General features: G+C 29.3%; 20 protein-coding genes. 11 read left to right on the forward strand and 9 right to left on the reverse strand.

Features of this window, described 5'->3' with window-relative positions; genetic code table 11:
* The 6 genes from AJ886_RS04460 to prfB form a co-directional block, all read right to left on the reverse strand.
* The coding region (locus AJ886_RS04460) for a sulfotransferase family 2 domain-containing protein (protein WP_070287197.1) at positions 1 to 1,154 on the reverse strand (1,154 nt) is incomplete at its 3' end.
* A gap of 90 nt (positions 1,155 to 1,244) precedes the next feature.
* A complete protein-coding gene (gene cysC / locus AJ886_RS04465; RefSeq protein WP_070286462.1) occupies positions 1,245 to 1,844 on the reverse strand; it encodes an adenylyl-sulfate kinase in 600 nt (199 codons plus the stop codon).
* 9 nt (positions 1,845 to 1,853) lie between these two features.
* Positions 1,854 to 3,566, reverse strand: a complete 1,713-nt coding sequence (locus tag AJ886_RS04470) for an SLC13 family permease (protein WP_070286461.1) — start codon at positions 3,564 to 3,566, stop codon at positions 1,854 to 1,856.
* Positions 3,563 to 4,978 carry a sulfate adenylyltransferase subunit CysN gene (gene cysN, locus AJ886_RS04475; protein WP_070287199.1) on the reverse strand — a complete coding sequence of 472 codons (1,416 nt, stop codon included), beginning with the start codon at positions 4,976 to 4,978 and terminating at the stop codon, positions 3,563 to 3,565. Before cysN ends, AJ886_RS04470 begins: the two co-directional genes overlap by 4 nt.
* On the reverse strand, positions 4,978 to 5,883 hold the full coding sequence (gene cysD, locus AJ886_RS04480) for a sulfate adenylyltransferase subunit CysD (protein ID WP_070287202.1): 906 nt from the start codon (positions 5,881 to 5,883) through the stop codon (positions 4,978 to 4,980). Before cysD ends, cysN begins: the two co-directional genes overlap by 1 nt.
* 13 nt (positions 5,884 to 5,896) lie before the next feature.
* Positions 5,897 to 6,994: a peptide chain release factor 2 gene (gene prfB / locus AJ886_RS04485; protein WP_070287204.1), complete on the reverse strand. Its 1,098-nt coding sequence runs from the start codon at positions 6,992 to 6,994 to the stop codon at positions 5,897 to 5,899.
* A gap of 73 nt (positions 6,995 to 7,067) precedes the next feature.
* Here prfB and rimO point away from each other — a divergent pair, with 73 nt between their 5' ends.
* The gene (gene rimO, locus AJ886_RS04490) at positions 7,068 to 8,387 is read left to right on the forward strand and encodes a 30S ribosomal protein S12 methylthiotransferase RimO (protein WP_070287207.1); all 1,320 of its coding nucleotides are present in this window, start codon (positions 7,068 to 7,070) and stop codon (positions 8,385 to 8,387) included.
* The gene (gene tilS, locus AJ886_RS04495; RefSeq protein WP_070287210.1) at positions 8,377 to 9,342 is read left to right on the forward strand and encodes a tRNA lysidine(34) synthetase TilS; all 966 of its coding nucleotides are present in this window, start codon (positions 8,377 to 8,379) and stop codon (positions 9,340 to 9,342) included. The genes rimO and tilS overlap by 11 nt, the downstream gene beginning before the upstream one ends.
* Here the strand turns inward: tilS and AJ886_RS04500 are convergent.
* Genes AJ886_RS04500 through ciaI form a run of 3 tightly spaced genes read right to left on the reverse strand, consistent with a single transcriptional unit; the run spans position 9,325 to position 11,329 of the window.
* Positions 9,325 to 10,038 (reverse strand): EI24 domain-containing protein, encoded by a 714-nt coding sequence (locus tag AJ886_RS04500; RefSeq protein ID WP_070287212.1) that lies wholly within the window; start codon positions 10,036 to 10,038, stop codon positions 9,325 to 9,327. The two genes, tilS and AJ886_RS04500, sit on opposite strands and share 18 nt — an antisense overlap.
* A gap of 1 nt (position 10,039) precedes the next feature.
* The gene (gene dut / locus AJ886_RS04505; protein ID WP_070287214.1) at positions 10,040 to 10,729 is read right to left on the reverse strand and encodes a dUTPase; all 690 of its coding nucleotides are present in this window, start codon (positions 10,727 to 10,729) and stop codon (positions 10,040 to 10,042) included.
* A 36-nt stretch (positions 10,730 to 10,765) separates the two neighbouring features.
* Positions 10,766 to 11,329, reverse strand: a complete 564-nt coding sequence (gene ciaI / locus AJ886_RS04510) for an intracellular survival protein CiaI (RefSeq protein ID WP_070287216.1) — start codon at positions 11,327 to 11,329, stop codon at positions 10,766 to 10,768.
* Between the two features lie 76 nt (positions 11,330 to 11,405).
* Between ciaI and AJ886_RS04515 the strand changes: the two genes are divergently transcribed.
* The 9 genes from AJ886_RS04515 to AJ886_RS04555 form a co-directional block, all read left to right on the forward strand.
* The gene (locus tag AJ886_RS04515) at positions 11,406 to 11,813 is read left to right on the forward strand and encodes a hypothetical protein (RefSeq protein WP_070275026.1); all 408 of its coding nucleotides are present in this window, start codon (positions 11,406 to 11,408) and stop codon (positions 11,811 to 11,813) included.
* A gap of 71 nt (positions 11,814 to 11,884) precedes the next feature.
* Entirely contained in the window at positions 11,885 to 12,667 is a 783-nt protein-coding gene (locus tag AJ886_RS04520) for an ABC transporter permease (RefSeq protein WP_002855788.1), read from the forward strand.
* Positions 12,664 to 13,326: an ABC transporter ATP-binding protein gene (locus AJ886_RS04525; RefSeq protein ID WP_002856664.1), complete on the forward strand. Its 663-nt coding sequence runs from the start codon at positions 12,664 to 12,666 to the stop codon at positions 13,324 to 13,326. The genes AJ886_RS04520 and AJ886_RS04525 overlap by 4 nt, the downstream gene beginning before the upstream one ends.
* Entirely contained in the window at positions 13,326 to 14,444 is a 1,119-nt protein-coding gene (locus AJ886_RS04530; protein WP_070287218.1) for a capsule biosynthesis protein, read from the forward strand. Before AJ886_RS04525 ends, AJ886_RS04530 begins: the two co-directional genes overlap by 1 nt.
* A gap of 1 nt (position 14,445) precedes the next feature.
* On the forward strand, positions 14,446 to 16,104 hold the full coding sequence (locus tag AJ886_RS04535) for a polysaccharide biosynthesis/export family protein (RefSeq protein ID WP_070287220.1): 1,659 nt from the start codon (positions 14,446 to 14,448) through the stop codon (positions 16,102 to 16,104).
* 9 nt (positions 16,105 to 16,113) lie between these two features.
* Positions 16,114 to 17,061, forward strand: coding sequence for an SIS domain-containing protein (locus AJ886_RS04540; RefSeq protein WP_070287222.1), 948 nt, complete (start codon positions 16,114 to 16,116; stop codon positions 17,059 to 17,061).
* Complete coding sequence (locus AJ886_RS04545) at positions 17,061 to 19,184, forward strand: glycosyltransferase (protein ID WP_070287224.1); 2,124 nt, start codon at positions 17,061 to 17,063, stop codon at positions 19,182 to 19,184. Before AJ886_RS04540 ends, AJ886_RS04545 begins: the two co-directional genes overlap by 1 nt.
* A 24-nt stretch (positions 19,185 to 19,208) precedes the next feature.
* Entirely contained in the window at positions 19,209 to 20,384 is a 1,176-nt protein-coding gene (locus tag AJ886_RS04550; protein ID WP_070287226.1) for a nucleotide sugar dehydrogenase, read from the forward strand.
* Between the two features lie 20 nt (positions 20,385 to 20,404).
* Positions 20,405 to 20,914 (forward strand): glycosyltransferase family 2 protein (locus AJ886_RS04555; RefSeq protein ID WP_148116620.1); only part of this gene is annotated, 510 nt, incomplete at its 3' end.

The following is a 20,914-nucleotide window of genomic DNA, read 5'->3' on the forward strand; positions in this document are numbered from 1 at the left end:
CCACCCCCATACCAATTTTTACTAGCCTTAATAAATTCTTCTCCTAATTTATAAGTAAAACATTCTTTTTCTTTTAAAGCTTCATTATAATCAGGATAAGTTTCTAAAGGAGGTAAAGCTAAATTTGGATTTTTCTTTACTTTAAATTTATAAGCCTTTTGTTCTTGTTTATGTGAAATAACAATGCTTAATATTATAAAAGGCAAAGATAAACAACCGAATACACTTTTAGAATTTAAAATCAAAGCTTGTCCTAGTTTATAAGAAAGTTGGTTTTGAATTCTTATTTTGGCTTTTCCATAATTATTTTGGAATTTTAGCAGGTTTTGTTTTGCAATTAATAATTGATTTTGATTTTCCAAGGTTGTATTTAAATTATGAATTTGATTAGTTTGTTGTAAGATTATATTATTTTGGGAATTTATTTCTTTATTTTTTTTAAATTGTGATAATCTAAGTTTTTCTATTTCTTTATTTTTTGAAAATAATTTTTCTTTGTACATATTTAATAAGAATTGTATATCTGAATTCTTATAAATAGATTCTTTATACTCCAAATCATAATCAAATAATGCAAAATCTTCCTTATAAAGCTCTGCTATTATATTGTATGTTTTTTCATTGTAATAATTTGAGAAAATTTCATGTTTACTGGAATTTGAATGAATTAAATTTCTATCAAAATTTAATTCGTTTTTAACTATTTTAAAATCATTATTTATATTTTCTAATTTACCTATAAAATTAACTAAAATATTTTTATTTTCATCACAGATAAATTTATATTGCGGAGTAAAATGTTGCCAAGATAGAATTTTATCTTTGATATTTTTATTTTTTAAAGCCAAAACAAATTGTTCAAAAGTATCAAAGTTTTTTAAATTTTCATCTGCCCAATTTTTATCATAATCATTTCCACCACCTTTTTTAAGATAATGGAATGCAGAAACCATTCTGTCAAAAGGATTCCTTACAAAAGCAAAGGAAAAATAACTTTCAAATTTGTTTTTATCCTGATTGATATAGTCTAATGCTCTTACATGTCCAACAAGCCATTTGTCTGTTTCAAAAACAACTCGTTCTATACTTGTTCCAGCAACTTTTGGCACATGAATAAAGATGCAACCATATTTATCGTGATAATCTTTAAACAATATTTAACTCCATCAAATAAGAATTTTTAAAATTTTATTATGTAAAAAACTTTTTTACTCAAATATTTTTATTTTTTACATAAAATTTTTTCAAGCATCAATATATCCATTTTCTTTAAGATAGTTTAAGATTATATCTACATTTTCATTAAGTTTGGCTTTGGAATTTTGCAAATGAATTTCAGGATTTTGAGGTTTTTCATAAGGACTGTCTATACCTGTGAAATTTTTTATTTCTCCATTTCTTGCCTTTTTGTAAAGTCCTTTAGGATCTCTTTTTTCACAGAGTTCTAAAGGTGTATCTACAAAAATTTCTATAAATTCATCTTTTTTTACCAAAGATCTTGCTAAAACTCTATCACTTTTAAAGGGTGAGATAAAAGCACTTAGTATAATCAAACCACTGTCAACAAAAAGTTTGCAAAGTTCTGCTATGCGTCTTATATTTTCCACTCTTGAGTTTTCATCAAAACCTAAGTCTTTATTTAAACCCATGCGAATATTATCTCCATCAAGCAAGTACGTATGAAAACCAAGCTCGTGTAATTTCTGTTCTAAAGCATTAGCAATGGTTGATTTTCCACTTGCGCTAAGTCCTGTTAGCCAAAGTACACAAGGTTTTTGATTTTTAAGTTTTGATCTTTGTTCTTTGGTGATATTTGTATTATGCCAAGTAAGATTTTTATCCATAAAAATATCCTAAAAATTAAAGATTAAAGGTATGCCTATGAGAACTATAGCACTATACACGATAGAAACAATGGCACCTATTTTTATAAAATCTGTCATTTTGTAATCACAAAGCGAGCTAACCATTAAATGAGTTTGGTATCCATGTGGTATCATAAACCCAGCACTAGCCCCATAAGCTACAGCAAAGATGAAGGGCAAAGGATTTACTCCCAAGGCTTGAGCTGTGGCAAAACCTATAGGGAAAGCTAAGGCCGCAGCAGCGTTATTGGTAATAAATTCGGTTAAAAGTAGGGTTAAAAGATAAACTCCTATAAAACTTCCATAAACTCCATAATGTCCAAAAAAACCTGTGATAAGTTGAGCTAAATTTTTGGCAAGTCCGCTATCTAAAAGTACTTTAGTAATTGCCAAAGAAGAGCCTACTATGATAAAAATATCAAAAGGAAAACGCCTTTTTATTTCATCAAGCTTGATAAATTTGCAAAGTAGTAAAAAGCCTAAATAAATAAGCAAAGCCTTGGTAAAAGAGATAAAATTTAAAGCCGAAAAAACAATAACACTTAAAAAAGCCATTATGGTCAATAAGCTTTTTCCAGCATCAAGTTTTTCGTTTTGCTTGATATTTGAAAGTAAATAAAAATTTTTAGCCAAATTATCTCTTAGGATAAAATCTTTACCCACAGCTAAAATCATTCTATCTCCAGCTTGCAAAACACTTTCGCCAATTTTTTTGATATGCACATCTCCTCTTTGTAAAGAAATAATAGCTGCGTCAAATTTAGATCTAAAATTAGATTCTTTTACGCTTTTTCCAATTAAATTAGAAGTTGGAGAAATGATTGCATCGATAAATTTACTTTCTTTCAACTCATAACCATCTGCAAGTTTTAAGCCATCAAATTTATTTAGAGTTTCAAGTTGTGAAATATCTCCACTAAATATAAGTGTATCTTTTGCATTTATGATTTCATTATGTGAAACGGGAGTGATGCTTTGATTTTTTCTTTGAATTTCTACTAAAAATAAAAACTCTAAATTTCTAAGTTTATTCTCTTCTATGCTTTTGCCTATTAAAGAGCTATTTTCTAAAACTTTTAAAGCGATTAAATTTTCTTTTATATTTTTATCTTTATTTTCATAATGAGGTAATAATTTACTAAAAATCATCAAAACCAAAATCATTCCTATGCTTAAAGCTGTACCTATATAAAAAAAATCAAACATTTTAAGACTTGGCAGTCCATTTTGTACCACAAAGGAATTGATGATTAAATTTGTAGAAGTTCCCACAAGAGTGATAACACCGCCTACTATGGCAAAATAAGAAAGAGGGATTAAAAGCTTTGAAGGAGCTTGAAATTTATTGTTTTTTACTATACCCATAAAGCTTGCTACTACTGCGGTATTGTTTAAAAAGGCTGAAACCGCACAAGTAATTACACCTAATCTCAAAAGAGAAAGATTATAGTTTTTTCCTATGATAAATTTACTTGCCCATTCTATAATGATAGTTTTTTCAACAGCGATAGAAACTAAAAGTAGCAACATGAGTGAAATTAAAGAATCATTTGTATAAGAACTTATCCAAGTTTTAAAATCAAGATAACCTAAAGCGTAGTAAAATCCTGCCAAACTTCCAAATAAAACAGCAGGCTTTATTTTGTTGCGTATGAGCAATATAAGTAGAATTAAAAGCGTGATACCTACTATGATTTTCATATTTTTCTACACCCCCATTCTGGATAGTTTTTTCTTATAAAAGCGTTAAGTTCTATTTCAGTTTGAGTGTAAATTCTTTGACTTTGCTGTGAATTTAAAATTTTTATTATCATACCTGCGGCCAAGGTTTCATTGCTATATTTATCGATGATAATAAATGATCCTAAGGTTTTATTATCTTTATACTCTTTAAGTGCTAAATTTTTATCTAGTTTTAAAGTACAATTTCCAATATCATTAAGTATTAAATTTGAAGCATTTTCTTCTTTAAAAGTATTGATATCTTTTTTATAGTTAATATTTTCAAATTTAACATTGCAAAGATTATGAGCTCTTTTTATAAGATAATTTTCATTAAGATCTAATTGCTTTTGACTCATCCATATAATCATAGCTTCAAAAGCATTGCTCATTTTAAGATCATGATTGATAGATGCCAAAATATCGCCTCTAGAAATATCGATTTCATCTTCTAAACATAAACTTACGGCCATATTAACACAAGCTTCATTTTGACTTGGAATGATTTCATTTTCATCTAAAGCTCTTAAATCTTTAATATCACTTGTAATGATACTTTTGATTTTAGATTTTTGCATAGAAGGCAAGACCATAACTTCATCTTGTAATTTTACATAACCACTTGCTATATTTCCGCAAAAACTACGAAAATTTAAATGCGGACGATTAACATACTGCACAGGCATGATAAAATGATTTTGAATGATTTTATTTATTTTAATCTCATCTAAAAGTGCAAGTAGAGTTTCACCTTTATACCAAGATAAATTTCTACTTTTTTGAGTGATATTTTCACCATTTAAAGCACAAATGGGAATAAAGTGTGTTTGGATATCTTCTTGCAAATAAGGGATGATTTTTTCATAATCTTTACAAATATCATTGAAGATTTTTTCTTCGTAAGAAACTAGATCCATTTTGTTAATGGCAATGATAAAATTCTTAATACCAAGTAAGCTCACTATATAAGAATGCCTTTTAGTCTGCTTTAAAACCCCTTTTCTTGCATCAATTAAAATAATAGCAATATCTGCTGTACTTGCTCCTGTTGCCATGTTTCTAGTGTATTGTTCATGTCCTGGGGTATCAGCTATAATAAATTTGCGTTTATTACTGGTAAAAAATCTATAAGCCACATCTATGGTAATGCCTTGTTCTCTTTCGCTTGCAAGCCCATCTACTAAAAGTGCAAAATCAAGTTTATCTCCGGCATTCCCCATTTTTTTACTATCTTTTTCTAAGGTGCTTAATTGATCACTAAAAAGAGCTTTAGTATCATAAAGTAATCTTCCTATAAGAGTGGATTTTCCATCATCAACGCTACCACAAGTGATAAAACGACAAAGTTCTTTATTTTCATGTTCTTTTAGATAATTTTCTACACTTTGCATTAAAAATATCCTTGTTGTTTTTTCTTTTCCATGCTAGCTTCTTCATCACTATCTATAAGTCTTCCCTGTCTTTCACTGGTTGTAGCTAGAAGTAGTTCTTCTATGATATCTAAAACACTTGTGGCATTTGAATTTATGGCTCCAGTTAGAGGATAGCAACCTAAGGTTCTAAATCTTACCATTTCTTCTTTAGCATTTTTTGCTAAATCTTTTGGTATTCTATCATCATCAACTAAAATTTTTGTTCCCATGTATTCAACTATAGGTCTTTTTTTGGCAAGATAAAGACTCGGTATAGGAATATTTTCAAGGTATATATACTGCCAAATATCAAGTTCAGTCCAATTGCTCAGCGGAAAAACTCTTATGGATTCTCCTTTTTTATGGCGTCCATTATATAAATTCCAAAGTTCTGGACGTTGATTTTTAGGATCCCAAGTGTGATTTTCATCACGGAAGGAATAAATTCTCTCTTTTGCTCGCGATTTTTCCTCATCGCGTCTAGCTCCTCCAAAAACAGCATCAAATTGGTATAAATCAAGCATTTGCTTTAAAGCTTGAGTTTTCATGATATCTGTATGTATATTTGAGCCATGTATGAAAGGGGATATATTTATTTCTTTGCCTTTTGGATTAGTATAAACGATAAGTTCCATACCGAGTTCTTTAGCTCTTTTATCGCGAAATTCTATCATTTCTTTAAATTTCCAAGTCGTATCTACATGCACTAAAGGCAAAGGAGGAGTGGCTGGATAAAAAGCTTTTTGTAAAAGATGAAGCATCACTGAACTATCTTTACCTATGCTATAAAGCATAGCTGGCTTTTCAAATTCAGATATTACTTCACGCATGATGAAAATAGACTCACTTTCAAGTTGTCTTAAATGGGTAAGATTGAAAGTCATTTTAATCCTTTTATCATTCTGCTTTTAAAGCAATCAAAACGCCTTCTATCATTTTCTTAATATCTCCATCAAGGATATTATCCACTTGAGAAAAAGCTTCTCCACTGCGATTGTCTTTAACTTGCTGATAGGGGAAAAGCACATAAGAACGGATTTGATGCCCCCAGCCTATCTCGCTTTTTTCTCCAGCATTAGCACTATCTTGTTGTTTCATGAGTTCAAGCTCATAAAGGCGAGATTTTAGCATTTTAAAAGCGGTAGCTTTGTTTTTGTGCTGACTTCTGTCATTTTGGCATTGCACAACTATGCCAGTTGGAAAATGTGTGATTCTCACAGCCGATTCTGTTTTATTGACATGTTGTCCGCCTGCACCACTTGCTCTGTAATAATCTATTCTTATGTCTTTTTCTTCGATTTCAATTTCTATATCATCATCAAGTTCAGGGCTTACCATAACACTTGAAAAGCTTGTATGACGGCGTCCTGCACTATCAAAAGGAGAAGTTCTTACCAAACGATGGATACCATTTTCAGCTTTTAAATAACCATAAGCATTTTCGCCTTTAACCAAAAAGCTCACATCTTTAAGTCCTGCTTCTTCGCCTTCTTGAAAGTCTAGAGTTTCGACTTTAAAACCTTCTCTTTCGCAAAATCTTAAATACATTCTATAAAGCATGCTTGCCCAGTCATTGCTTTCCGTTCCGCCCGCACCTGGGTGAATGGAAACAATGGCATTTTTACCATCATTTTCTCCGCTTAAAAGCATGGAAATTTCAAGACTTGTGATGGTATCTTCAAGTTTTGGTGCGTCATTAAATAAAGCTTCAAGCGTTTCTGTATCGTTTTCGCTATTGGCCAGATCGAAAAGTTCGCTTGCGTCATTTAGAGCATTAAAAGCATTTTCATAGTTTTTAAATAGATTGGTGATTTTGGTTTTTTCTTTGCCTATGATCCCTGCTTGTTTCACATCACTCCAAAAAGAAGGAGAATTTTCAAGCTCTTCGATTTCTTTAAGCCTTGTTTGGATATTTTCAGGCTTGATGATGGAGGCTATGTTGCCGACTTTGTTTTTTAAAGTTTTTAAAAGTTCGCTAAATTCGTAATTATCCATAAAATTTCTTTGCTATAATTATATTTTTAAAATCAAAAATTATATCAAAAGAAAACTTTAATATAGGAAAAAAATGTCAAAACTTTATCTTGTGTCTTTAGGTTGTAATAAAAATTTAGTCGATAGTGAGATCATGCTAGGACGCCTTAGTGCTTATGAACTTTGCGATGAACCAAGCAAAGCCGATGTTTTAATCGTAAATACCTGTGGTTTTATCGATAGTGCAAAAAAAGAAAGCATTAATGCGATTTTGGATTTGCACGAACAAAGAAAAAAAGATTCTCTTTTGGTGGTTACGGGTTGTTTGATGCAGCGTTACCGCGAAGAACTTATGAAAGAACTTCCTGAGGTTGATCTTTTCACAGGTGTGGGTGATTATGAAAGAATCGATGAAATGATACTTAAAAAAACAAATTTATTTTCAAATTCGACTTATTTGCAGAGTGAAAATTCCAAACGCATTATCACAGGTTCAAATTCCCATGCTTTTATAAAAATCGCCGAAGGTTGTAATCAAAAATGCTCTTTTTGTGCCATCCCAAGTTTTAAAGGCAAGTTAAAATCTCGCGAAATAAGTAGCATTATAGCTGAGCTTAAAGATTTGGTGGCTAGAGGTTATAAGGACTTTTCTTTTATTGCACAAGATACGAGTTCTTATTTGTTTGATAAGGGTGAAAAAGATGGGCTTATACGCTTGATCGATGAGGTGGAAAAAATCAAAGGCATAAGAGCGGCTAGAATTTTATATCTTTATCCTACGAGTGCGAGTGAAGCTTTGATCAAACGCATTATAGCTTCTGAAATTTTTGTAAATTATTTTGATATGCCTTTACAGCACATAAGTGATAATATGCTTAAAATCATGAAGCGTGGAGCAAATAGCACAAGACTTAAAGAAATGCTAAATTTAATGAAAAGTGCGCCAAATAGTTTTTTACGCACAGGCTTTATCGTAGGGCATCCAGGTGAGAGTGAGGTGGATTTTGAAGAGCTTTGTGAGTTTGTTAAAGATTTTGGTTTTGATAGGATAAGTGTTTTTGCGTATTCTAAGGAAGAAGATACAGCTGCTTTTGATATGGAGCAAGTGCCTTTTAAAGTGATCAATAAAAGACTTAAAATCATAGAAAAAATTGTTGATGAAGTGATAGAAAAAAGTTTTGAAAAAGAAGTAGGGCAAAAGCGTTTGGTAGTTTGCACAGGAGAAAGTAGCGAGGGAGGGTTTTTCATCGCAGCTAAAGATTTAAGATGGGATAGAGAGATTGATGGGGAAATTCTTATCAATGAGAGCGAATGTGGAAATTTAGAAATGGGGCAAATTTATGAATGTGAAATTTTACAAAACCTTGATAAAAAGCTCCTTGCTAAGGCTTTAAGAAAAGTAGATGCAAATTAAAGATGAAATTTTATCCCTTTTAAAAAGGGGTAAAAATTTACTCGCTTTTTCTTATGGAAGCGATTCTAGTGCGCTTTTTTATCTTTTAATACAAGAAAAGATCGACTTTGATCTTGTGATAATAAATTACAAAACTAGAAAAAATAGCGATTTAGAAGAGTTAAAAGCCAAAGAACTTGCTTTGAAATTTCATAAAAAAATTTTTATAAAACACGCTCCTAAATTTCAAAGTAATTTTGAAAAAAAAGCCAGAGATTTTCGCTATGATTTTTTTGAAAAAATTTGTCTTGAGCAAGATTATGATCATCTTATCTTAGCTCATCATTTAAACGATCAGTTTGAATGGTTTTTGATGCAACTTTCACGAGGCGCAGGTTTGGCTGAAATTTTAGGTATGCAAGAGTGTGAAAAACGCTCAAATTATACACTGTTACGCCCTTTGCTTTTTATAAGTAAAGATGAAATTTCATCTTTTTTAAAAGAAAAAGATATTTTTTATTTTCATGATGAGAGCAATGAAAATGAAAAATATTTTAGAAATTATATAAGAAAAAATTTTTCTAATGCCTTTGTGAGTGAATTTCATCAAGGTTTAAAAAGAAGCTTTTCTTATCTTGGTGAAGATAGGAAAAAACTTTACAATTTTGAAAATATCAAAGAAGTTCAAGGACTTCTTATTTGCCCTAAAAATGAAAGTTTGATTGCTAGAGCGGTGAAAATGAAAGGTTTACTTTTAAGCACGGCACAAAGAAAAGAGCTTTTAAAGGGCGATTGTGTTTTAGGTGGTAAAATAGCACTTGTATATAAAAACGAACAAGTCATTGTTTTTGAGTATGAAATTTGTCAAAAATTACCTAAAAATTTTAAAGAAGAGTGTAGAATAGCTAAAATTCCAAAGCTTTTAAGAGCTTATTTATATAATCATAAAATCGATATTTCAAGCCTTAACCTCTAGTTTTAAAATTCTTCGATAGCCTAAATGTGTGAGAAAAATCACAAAAAACACTTGTAAAAAAAGCCCTAAAAGTGGTACTGATGAGAGTAGATAAAAACAAAGAGTGCTAAATTTAAACTCTAAAGGCGAAAAATCAGAATTAAAATTTTTAAAACTTTCTTTGTCTAAAATCGTGCTTGCAACATCAATCATTAAAAGTTTGTGAAAGAGATAATAAAAAGCAAGATAATATACAAAAATATTGATAAAAGGTAAAAATAAAGCCAAGGTGCAAAGTAAAAAAATCCCTATAAATTTTATAAATATTTTAAAAATTTCAAAGATAGTTTTTAGGGTTGAAACTTCGTTTGTATTATCATAATGGTAATATTTTTGGTTGATTTCTTTAGCGATAAAAGGGGTAAGAAAAGAAGTGATAAAAAGGGCTAAAAAAACCGAAGCAAAAACAACAATAAAACCTGAAAATAAAAAACTTATTATGGTGATTAAAATTTGTACAAAATGAAGGGCATAAAACCACGCCCAAAACGAATCCTCTCCAACGCTAAATAAAGAATTAAAATAATCCAGCAAAGCCGAAAAGCCAAGTACTCCTAAAAAAAGCATAAATATAAGGCTAAAAATCAAAGGAATTAAGGCAAATTTTAAAAATTTAAGACTTAAAAAATCTTTGATTGTAAGTTTTAAAATATCCAAATTATGCCTTTTTGTAGCATTCTTCTAGTTTTTTATAAATAGTATCAAAATCAAGCTCTTGTTCTAAAATTTGAGCTAAAACTTCATTGTCTTCTTTGCCATTCCAAGTTTTTTTATAGCTACCATCTTTGTAGCCATTGTTTTGTCTAAAAATATTTAAAACATTTTTACCTATGTAGGTTTTATAAAGAATTTCAAGATTAAGCCCACATTTAATAGCTAGAGTAAAATAGGTTGAAAGCAATTCTCCAAGATTAAATCCAAAGCCACTGCATTTATGGATAATAAGCTCTATATCATTTAAAATACCATAAATATCACTCTCATTAGGATGTTCTTCTTCTTTGCAAAAATCTTGAAATACACTTACTGAAATCACTTCATTGGCTATAATTTGAAAATCATTTCCATTTTTATTGCAATATTCTTCAAGTAAAAGACTTAAGATAAAATGCCAAATATCAACAATCTCTATACGCACATTTTCCCAATTTGTCGGACTTGAAATGTTTTTCCAATGTTTCCATGCAAAAGAGTCTATAAGTTCTGCACATTCCATATAAATACAGCGTCTCCAACTGATTAGTTTTCCTTCTTTGGTGTAGCCATTTTCCCAATTTAAGCCGTTTGTTTCGTCGTTGAGTTTTTGTTGGAGTTTGAGCATATTTTCTAAAATTTCAATATTTGTCATTTAAAAACTCCTTAATAATTTTTAATATTATATGATTTAAGCGTAAAGATTTAAACTATCATCTGTCTTATCTTGATTTTCCTTGGCTTTTTCTTGTTGTTTTTCAAGTTGTTTTTTCATTTGTTCTAAAACTTCATCAAGAAGTTTTTTGCTATCTTCAAGCATAGAAGCATTGATATCTTTATCATCTGTTTGATTTTGTTTTAGTAAATCACTGAGTTTATTTGTAAAATTATTCATAATAGCATTTTGATGGTTTTCATCATTTGGTGTTGGTAGAACATTTGCCACTTGCATAGCTGATTCTATAATTTCTTTTGGCTTCAACTCTCCGACTTTAGAATTTGCTAAAAAGTCTTTGATCATAGGTTCAACTTCTTTCATAGCATTTTTAATCTCATCAAGATCATTTTGTGTGAGCTTAGAGCCTTCAAAAGTAAAGCTAAAGCCATACTGACGCTTAAGATTAAGAGTCTTGCCTTCTTCATTATTTGCATAACTCACGCTTTGATTATCATACATAGACAAGGCTAAATGTTTGCCACTTTTTGTTGTATAATCCATCGAAAAACTTTGGTTTTTGCTAGCATCAATTTGCATTTCTTCCCCTTATATTTATAGTTTATAAAATTATAATCGGTTATTTTTAAAAATATTTTAGTATAATTTTTACAATATGGATGAAAGAATTTTAGAATTTATAAAAAATGAGCAGCTTTTATCTTGGGCTATGATTGATGAAAAAGGTGTTTATACAGCTAGTGCTTTTTATGTTTTTGATGAGAAGAATTTAGCTTTTATTATCGCTTCTCATGAAGATACTAAGCATATAAGATTAGCCAGTGAAAATTCAAGTATAGCACTTAATATAGCCAAAGAAAGTAAAATAGCTTTTTTAAAAGGTGTGCAAGCTAAAGCTGAGTTTAAAATGGCAAGCAAGGAGCAAATGAAAATTTATTTTTCTAAATTTTCCTTTGCTAAACTTGATAAAAGTGCAAAAATTTATGCCTTAGAGCTTTTTTGGCTTAAATTTACTAACAATGCTTTAGGACTTAGTAAAAAACTTGAGTTTTGTAAAAAATAAATTTTTATGATTTTGTTTAAAAAAATGAGTTATGATTATACTTTATGTAAATTGTTAGGTATAGAAAATAAATGTTCAATGTAATTCACGCTTTATTTTTTAGAGAGTTAAAAACTAGATTTGGTGCTAATAGGCATTTGGGTTATCTTTGGGTAGTTGGAGAACCAATGTCAATAACGCTTGCCATCACGGTAATTGTTACTATCATAAGAGAATATCATCATCAAGTTATGCCTGAAGGAATTTCTATTTTTATGTTTTTAATTTCAGGTATTATGCCTTTTTTTATGTTTAGAAGTATAGTAACTCAACTTATGAATGGTACTCAGGCAAATTTGGCTCTTTTTGCTTATAAACCTGTAAAGCCTATACATGTATTTATTGCTAGAACTTTGCTTGAATTTTGTATTTATTTTGTGATTTTTATCACTGTGCTTTTTTTTACAGGATGGTTTTTTAGATTTGATGTATTTCCTGTTCATTTACTTGGAGTTTTATTTTGTATTTTTTTACTTATGTGCTCAGCTTTTGCTTTGGGGATTTGTTTTGCTATTATTTGGCATTTTGTAGAGCCTTTAAGAACTTTATTAGCTTATTTTAGCATAGTGTTTTATTGGAGTTCCGGGATTATATTTCCTACTTGGCTTATGCCAAGACCTTTGCTTGATATATTTTATTATAATCCTTTGCTTCATATAATGGAGCTTTTAAGATTTAATTTTTTTGAGAATTATCCTTTGCAAGATGAATATAGTTATTTTTATGCTATATTTTGGATTTTACTTGTTTTGTTTATAGGACTTTTTGTCTATTACTATAACAGACAAGCTTTAACGGCGGCAAAAAAAGAATGATAAAGCTAATTAATCTAACTAAATCTTATCCTTTATTTAGCGGTGGAAGGCATTATGTTTTTAAAAATTTTACTTTTGAATTCCCTGAAAATTGTAGTATAGGATTGATGGGAGGTAATGGCGCAGGTAAGTCCACTCTTATGAGACTTTTAAGTGGAGCAGAGCTTCCTGATAGTGGCAAGATAATTACTAATAAAAAATTATCTTGGCCTTTGGGTTTAAATGGAGCTTTTCAAGGTTCTTTAACCGCTAGAGATAACGCTAAATTTGTAGCTAGAGTGTATGGATATAAGGGTAAAGAACTTCAAGAAAAAGTAAAATTCGTAGAAGATTTTGCAGAACTTGGGAAATTTTTTGATGAGCCTATGAAGACTTATTCTTCGGGAATGAGTGCTAGGATAGCTTTTGGACTTAGCATGGCCTTTGATTTTGATTATTATTTGATTGATGAGGCTGGAGCTGTTGGAGACCCTGCTTTTAGAGAAAAAAGTGTGAAATTATATAGAGAAAGATTAAGCAAATCAAAAGTGATTATGGTATCTCATAATGTAGCTGAAATTAAAGAATGGTGTGATAAAATAATTTATATGAAAAATGGACAAATTACGGTTTATGATGATGTAGATGAAGGAATAGCTGTGTATCAAGGAAAAGCTTAATGGAAGAAAATAAAACTTTATTAGAAAGAATCAAAGATTTAAGCATATTTGATTCTTTTAAAATTGTTTGGTTTATAATGATTTTTGTTGTGATTTATTATACATTGATTGCAGCACCAAGATATGTAAGTACGATGATTTTAGATGTTAGATCAACAAGTGGAGAAAGTGCTCAAACAAGTGGAATCTTGTCTTTGCTTAGTAGTACTTCTACAGCAAGCGAAGATTTAAATTATCTAAAAGGTTATATAGAATCAAGTGATATGTTAAAGACTTTGGATGAAAAAATCAAACTTAAAAATCTTTATCAAGAGCAACATATAGATTTGCCTTTTAAAATTTGGGATTCAAGCTCCAAAGAGTCTTATTTGAAATATTATCAAAATCGTGTGAAACTTTATGTTGATGAAACCACTAAACTTTTAAAAGTTGAAGTAGAGGGTTTTACACCTAAATCAGCTCATTTGATTGCTCAAACTATTATGCAAGAAAGCGAAAAGTTTATCAACGAAATCTCTCATAAAGCAGCTAGGGAACAAATGGCTTTTGCTGAGAATGAAGTGCAAAAATACAAAGAACGTTATCAAAAAGCACAAAATGATTTGATTGCTTTTCAAAATAAATATGGAGTTTTCGATCCTTTAAAGCAAGCTGAAACTAAAGCAAGCTTGGTTGCGCAAATTGAGGCTAATCTAGCTCAAAAAGAAGCTAAACTTTTAACTTTACAAAGCTATATGAATGATGCAGCACCTGAAGTAGTAGCACTTAAAGCAGAAATTGAAGCGATTAAAAAACAACTTTTAAGGGAAAAATCTAAAATTTCAGCTAACAATTCTTCTCAAAAGCTTAACGATTTGGCTGCTAAATTTCAGGATTTAACTATAGAAGCGACTTTTGCGCAAAAAGCTTATGAAGCAGCTTTAAAAGCTTATGAAAGTGCTAGAATAGAAGCATTAAGAAAAATAAAACAACTTGTTATCATCCAAAGTCCAGATATTCCAGAAAGCGCAAAATATCCTGAAAGAATTTATGATATTTTAACAGTGTTTATTGTATTATCTTTGATTTTTGGGATTGTTAAATTTATTAAAATGATAATAGAGGAGCATAAGTATTAAAATGAAAAAAATATTAATTTTATTTTTTAGTTGTATTTTATGTTTTGGAGCTGTGGATGTTTCGCAAATCATTTCAGCGGAGGATCAAGACTCTACTACAACTAGCATAGAACAAAATTTAAGCTCAAATTATGATATAGCAAATAAAGAAAATAATCTTGCAAAAATTCATCAAATTTTAGTATTTGGTACTCATCTTTTTAATGGAAATTTTAAAAATTATAATCAAAGAGTTTATAATCCAGATTATAAGATCGCAGTTGGTGATCAAATCAGTCTTAAAATTTGGGGAGCTGTTGAGTTTTCGAAAATTTTAGTGGTGGATTCTCAAGGAAATATTTTTATCCCTAAAGTAGGAGCTGTAAATTTACTAGGTGTGAAAAATAGTGCCCTTGTAAGTGTTATAAAAGCACATGTTAATAAAATCTATAAAAGCAATGTTTTTGTTTATGCAGATATGAATGCTTATCAAAATGTCAGTGTTTTTGTAACAGGAAGTGTTAATGCTCCAGGACTTTATCAAGGACTTAGTTCAGATTCAGTGATCCAGTATCTTGATAAAGCAGGGGGTATAAATTTAGAATATGGAAGTTTTAGAGATATTCAAATTTTGCGCAATAACAGCGTGATAAAAAATATTGATTTATATGATTTTTTGCTAAAAGGGCAAATGGATCTTTTTCCTTTTAGAAGCGGAGATGTTATTTTAGTAGGAAATGTTCAAAATTACGCTTTTGTTGATGGTGATGTGCAAAGACCTTTTCGTTTTGAACTTTCAAATGATATTAAAACTTTAGCTGACTTAGCTAGAGTATCAGGTGCTAAACCTATCGTAACCAATGCTATCGTAAAAAGTTATGGTGAAGATCATAAACTTGATGTCAGTGCTTATAACAAAATGCAATTTTCAAAAGTTTTGCTTAGAACAGGAGATGAGGTAGAATTTCACCCTGAGTATGTTTCTGAAAATATAACTATAAGTGTAAATGGCGAGCATAATGGTTTAAAAACTTTAGTTGTGGGTAAAGGAACGACTTTAGAAGATATTTCTAAACTAATCAAGGCTAATCCACAATCAAACATGCAAGCTTTACAAGTGTTTAGAAAAAGTGTAGCTAGAACTCAAAAAGAACTTATCAATGCTCAGCTTAAAGAGCTTGAAACTCTAGCTTTAACTAGTAGTTCTGTTACAGCTCAAGGTGCAGCTATAAGAGCTCAACAAGCAAAAACGATTTTAGAATTTATCCAAAGAGCTAAGCAAGTAGAGCCTAAGGGTCAAATTGTCATCGATAGTCCAAAGTCTTATAATTCGGTTATTTTAGAAGATGGTGATACTATAAATGTTCCAAGCAAGAATAATCTCATCATAGTTCAAGGCGAGGTTTCTTTACCTGGGGCTTTTGTGTATGATAAAGGAAAAGATTTAAGATATTATATCAATCTTGCAGGAGGTTATGGAGAAAGAGCGGATACTTCAAAAGTTTTGGTGGTACGAAGCAATGGAAAAGCTGAAAAATATCATAGTGGTATAGATATGAAACCAGGCGATTCTGTGTTGGTATTGCCAAAAGTAGATAGTGAGAATTTGCAAATTTTTTCAATGTTGACTCAAATTCTTTATCAAATTGCTATCGCAACCAATGTTGTGCTTAATCTTTAAGGTTTAAAAATGAATACTCTTGAAATAGCCAAAGAAGTTTTCGAAAAAGAAGCGCAAGCTATTTTGGATTTGGCTAAAAATTTAGATGAAAATTTCAATCAAGCTATAAATTTAATGCTAAATACCAAAGGGCGTTGCATAGTCAGTGGTATGGGTAAATCAGGTCATATAGGTGCTAAGATAGCAGCTACTTTAGCAAGTACAGGAACGCCAAGCTTTTTCATCCATCCAGGAGAGGCCTTGCATGGAGATCTTGGAATGTTAACTTCCGAAGATGTTTTAATTGCTATTTCAAATTCAGGAGAAACTGAAGAAATTTTGAAAATCATTCCAGCTATAAAAAAGCGCAAAATTCCACTTATCGTAATGTGTGGTAAAAAAAAATCCACCCTTGTAAAGCAAGGCGATATATTTTTAAATATAGCTGTGGAAAAGGAAGCTTGTCCTTTACAGCTTGCTCCTATGTCTTCGACAACGGCAACTTTAGTTATGGGAGATGCTTTAGCGGCTGCTTTGATGAAGGTAAGAAATTTCAAGCCTGATGATTTTGCTCTTTTTCATCCAGGGGGAAGTTTGGGGCGTAAGCTTTTAACCAAGGTAAAAGATCTTATGGTTTCAGGTAACCTTCCTATAGTGCATCCTGATACCGAATTTAATGATCTTGTTGATGTGATGACCAGCAGAAAACTAGGGCTTTGTGTGGTACTTGAAAATGAAAAATTAGTTGGCATTATCACTGATGGGGATTTGCGTCGTGCTTTAAAGACAAGCGATAAACCAAGATTTGATTTTAAGGCTAAAGAAATCATGAGTACAAATCCTAAAGTAGTTGATGTTGATGCTATGGCAAGTGAAGCAGAGGAGATCATGCTAAAACATAAAATCAAAGAAATTGTTGTATCTGAAGAAGATAAGGTTGTAGGCATCATTCAACTTTATGCGATAGGAAATGTTTAATGCCTCTTTTATCTGTTATTATTCCTTTTGGATTAAGTAAAGAACGTCATTACATAGAAGAAAGAGTTCTTCAAAAAGCTAAATTTTTTCAAAGCGATGAGAATATAGAATTTATTTTCGTTGAAGGATATTCATCTTTGAAAAACAATCTAAAACAAATCATAGAAAATAGTGGTCATATTTATTTAAAAGATAAAGACCAAAAAGATTATTTTTCCCAGGGAAAATGTAGAAATTTGGGCGCTGTTTATGCAAATTCTAAAGTTGTAATGTTTTTAGATGTTGATTGTTATATTAGTTTATTATCTTTAGAAAAAATTTTAAATCTTATTAAAGTTAAAAATATTGCTCAAAATATCAATGAATTATTGGTTTTACCTGTAGTGTATTTAAGTCAAAGTGGTAGTGAGAAAATTTATAAAGAGGATAAATACTTATGGGATGAAATTATCAAACATGATTTAATCACCGGAAAAAGAAAATTGATTAAATATTTTTCTCTTATTTCAAGTTCTATTATCGTAAATAGATATAAATTCTTAGTATTAGGGGGTAATAATCATAATTTTATAGGCCATAGTTATGAGGATCATGATTTTTTTGCAAGATTGCTTTTTTGTACAACAAATTTTTCAAACACTCCAAAAGCATTATGTTATGATGAGGGAACTTGGAATATAAGAAAATTTAAAGGTTTTAGAGCTTGGTTCTCTTTGCTTGGGTATGAAATGAGTTTTCATGGAATTTATATGTATCATTTTTATCATGAAGAGCCTAATCAAAATAATTATATGTCTTATAGGTATAAAAATCATAAAATATTTTATAAGAATTTGGCTAATTTAAAAAATTATCAGATTAAACCATTGTTTGATAAAGATGCTTTAAAAAATAATATTTTATTACTTTGTTCTAAGGAAAAATTGATATTAAATTCTTTGCATGGTGTTCTTGTATATATAGGCAATATAATAAGTAAAAACGAAAAGTTTTTTTTTGAAGATGAGAAATTTAATCAAGATAAATTGTTAGATTTTTTAAAACAAAATAATATAAATAAGATTTTGTTTCCAAATCCTTATGGAAATGAAAAAAGATTAAAAATATATAAATTTGTAAAGTCAAAAAATATTAGTCTTATATGTTTTGATAGAGGTGCATTGCCCGATAGCTGGTTTTTTGATACTAATGGTTTTAATTATGATTCAAAATCGTATAATGAAGAAAATTGGGATAAAGCTTTAAGTAAAATTCAGATTTTAGAATGTAAAGAATATATCAATAGCATTATAGATGGAAATAATTTTTTAGAAAAGCAAGGAAAAAGAAATTTTAACTATTTGAAAGATAAATTTTTTGTTAACGATAAAAAGATAGTTTTTGTTCCGTTGCAAGTTGAAAGCGATACTGTTGTAAAATATTTTACATATAAACCTTTTGATTGGAGTGGTTTTTTAGATATAATAAATGATACGGCTTTTAAATTAAGACAAACTCATATTTTTTTAGTGAAAAAGCATCCTCTCAGCTTAAAAATAGCGAAATCTAAGTTTAAGAATTTAAATTTTATTTCAAATAAGACAAATATTATCGATGCAATTAGTTTGTGTGATGTGGTGGTTACGTTGAATTCGGGTGTTGGGCTTTATGCTATGATAATGAATAAGCCTTGTATAAATTGTGCTAATGCATTTTATAACTTTCAAGGTTTAAATTTTCAAGCTCATAATAGCGATGAACTTTTAAGATTTTTGGTCTCAGATTTAAAAATTGATTATAATAAAGTTTTAAAATTTATATGGTATCTAAAAAATAATTTTTATAGTTTTGGAAAATCTTATTATAAAAAAAGTTTTAACAATAGTAGATCCTATAATAAAGTTTATAAAATAGATTTTTATAAAATAGTTTTAGAAAATCAATGTTTTTTAGATGTTAAAAATATTGATAAAGTTTCATATAATTTTCAATCTTTAATTTACACCCCTTATAAGTTTGAATTATATAACAAAAATATTTTTATAAAATTATTTGATCTATTGATTCCTGATTGGGTTAAATCTAAAATATCTCATTTTAGATTTTATAGAATATTAAAGAAAATATTATATACTAAAAAATAATTTTTTACTCAGGATATTATAAGTATGAATATAACTGTTGTTGGCATAGGGTATGTTGGACTCGCAAATGCTTTGTTGCTATCTGAAAAACACCGGGTTGTTATTACAGATATTGATAAAAATAAAGTTGATTTAGTAAATTCTAAACAATCACCCATAAAAGATAAATTAATAGAAGAATATTTTAAGAAAGAAAGTATAAATCTTATTGCAACTTTAAATAAGAAATATGCTTTTGAAAATGCAGAGTATATTATTATAGCAACACCGACTAATTATGATTCAAAAAATGACTATTTCGATACTTCTAGTATTGAAAGTGTTGTTAGTGAAATTTTGCAATATAATACCTCAGCTATTATTATTGTAAAAAGCACTATTCCAATTGGTTATATTGATAATTTAAAATATAAATTTCATACAAATAATATAATTTTTTCTCCTGAATTTTTAAGAGAAGGTAGTGCATTGTATGATAGTTTGTATCCTAGTAGAATTGTTATAGGTGAAAAAAGCGCTAGAGCTGAAGCAGTGGCTCGATTATTTACAGATTCTTGCTTGAAAGATGACGTAAAAGTATTATTTACAGGATCTCAAGAAGCTGAAAGTATTAAACTTTTTGCTAATACATATTTAGCAATGAGAATTGGATTTTTTAATGAATTAGATACATACGCTAGGGTTAACAAATTGAATACCGAAGAAATTATTAGCGGAGTAAGTGCTGATCTGAGAATTGGTGATTATTATAATAATCCAAGTTTTGGGTATGGGGGATATTGTTTACCAAAAGATACTAAGCAACTTTTAGCTAATTTTTCAAAAAGTTCAACACCTAATATTCTAATAGAATCTATTGTTAAAACTAATGAAGTAAGAAAAAAATATATTGCAGATCTAATCCTCTCAAAATCTAAAAAAACAATAGGGATATATAGATTGTTAATGAAAAAAGATTCAGATAATTTTAGAAATTCCGTTGTATTGGATTTGATCGATTATTTAAAAGAATATAATAAAAATATAATCATTTATGAGCCATTTTTAGATACAGCCTTTTTTGGTACATGTTTTGTTGAAAAAAAATTATCCATATTTATACAAAATTCTGATTTAATAGTTGCAAATCGAGTTGATGATAATATATTACAATATAAATATAAAGTTTTTACAACAGACATTTTCAAAAGTGATATGTAATTAAAATTAAGGAAAAAACAATGAAAACCGTAGGCGTAGTTATCCCAATCTATAATGTAGAAAAATATTTAAGAGAATGTTTAGATAGTGTTGTTAATCAAACTTATAAAAATTTACAAGTTGTACTTGTAAATGATGGTAGCACAGATGAAAACTCACTCAATATAGCCAAAGAATATACTTTAAAAGATGAAAGATTTATACTTTTTGATAAGGAAAATGGGGGTTTATCTTCAGCTCGTAATGTAGGCATAGAATTCTTTAGTAAAGAATATGATTTTAAAAATATTACCCAAGAATTAAAAGAAAACTCCTTAGTAGAATTTAAACTAGACAATGAAGATAATCCTTATAATATTTATAAAATATATAAAAGTTCAAATTTCTTTAAAAATAAAGATGAACTTTTAAATTTTAAAGCTCCTGATATTGATTATATTATCTTTTTAGATTCTGATGATTATTGGGAATTAAATTGCATAGAAGAATGTGTTCCTAGAATGGATGGGGTTGAAGTGGTTTGGTTTGAT

Source organism: Campylobacter sp. BCW_6465, assembly GCF_001762815.1.
GTDB lineage: Bacteria > Campylobacterota > Campylobacteria > Campylobacterales > Campylobacteraceae > Campylobacter_D > Campylobacter_D jejuni.

Coding starts and splice junctions, on each gene's coding strand:
- cysC (WP_070286462.1), bottom strand. CDS start 1,844: ATGGATAAAAATCTTACTTGGCATAATACAAATATCACCAAAGAACAA.
- AJ886_RS04470 (WP_070286461.1), bottom strand. CDS start 3,566: ATGAAAATCATAGTAGGTATCACGCTTTTAATTCTACTTATATTGCTC.
- cysN (WP_070287199.1), bottom strand. CDS start 4,978: ATGCAAAGTGTAGAAAATTATCTAAAAGAACATGAAAATAAAGAACTT.
- cysD (WP_070287202.1), bottom strand. CDS start 5,883: ATGACTTTCAATCTTACCCATTTAAGACAACTTGAAAGTGAGTCTATT.
- prfB (WP_070287204.1), bottom strand. CDS start 6,994: ATGGATAATTACGAATTTAGCGAACTTTTAAAAACTTTAAAAAACAAA.
- rimO (WP_070287207.1), top strand. CDS start 7,068: ATGTCAAAACTTTATCTTGTGTCTTTAGGTTGTAATAAAAATTTAGTC.
- tilS (WP_070287210.1), top strand. CDS start 8,377: ATGCAAATTAAAGATGAAATTTTATCCCTTTTAAAAAGGGGTAAAAAT.
- dut (WP_070287214.1), bottom strand. CDS start 10,729: ATGACAAATATTGAAATTTTAGAAAATATGCTCAAACTCCAACAAAAA.
- ciaI (WP_070287216.1), bottom strand. CDS start 11,329: ATGCAAATTGATGCTAGCAAAAACCAAAGTTTTTCGATGGATTATACA.
- AJ886_RS04515 (WP_070275026.1), top strand. CDS start 11,406: ATGGATGAAAGAATTTTAGAATTTATAAAAAATGAGCAGCTTTTATCT.
- AJ886_RS04520 (WP_002855788.1), top strand. CDS start 11,885: ATGTTCAATGTAATTCACGCTTTATTTTTTAGAGAGTTAAAAACTAGA.
- AJ886_RS04525 (WP_002856664.1), top strand. CDS start 12,664: ATGATAAAGCTAATTAATCTAACTAAATCTTATCCTTTATTTAGCGGT.
- AJ886_RS04530 (WP_070287218.1), top strand. CDS start 13,326: ATGGAAGAAAATAAAACTTTATTAGAAAGAATCAAAGATTTAAGCATA.
- AJ886_RS04535 (WP_070287220.1), top strand. CDS start 14,446: ATGAAAAAAATATTAATTTTATTTTTTAGTTGTATTTTATGTTTTGGA.
- AJ886_RS04540 (WP_070287222.1), top strand. CDS start 16,114: ATGAATACTCTTGAAATAGCCAAAGAAGTTTTCGAAAAAGAAGCGCAA.
- AJ886_RS04545 (WP_070287224.1), top strand. CDS start 17,061: ATGCCTCTTTTATCTGTTATTATTCCTTTTGGATTAAGTAAAGAACGT.
- AJ886_RS04550 (WP_070287226.1), top strand. CDS start 19,209: ATGAATATAACTGTTGTTGGCATAGGGTATGTTGGACTCGCAAATGCT.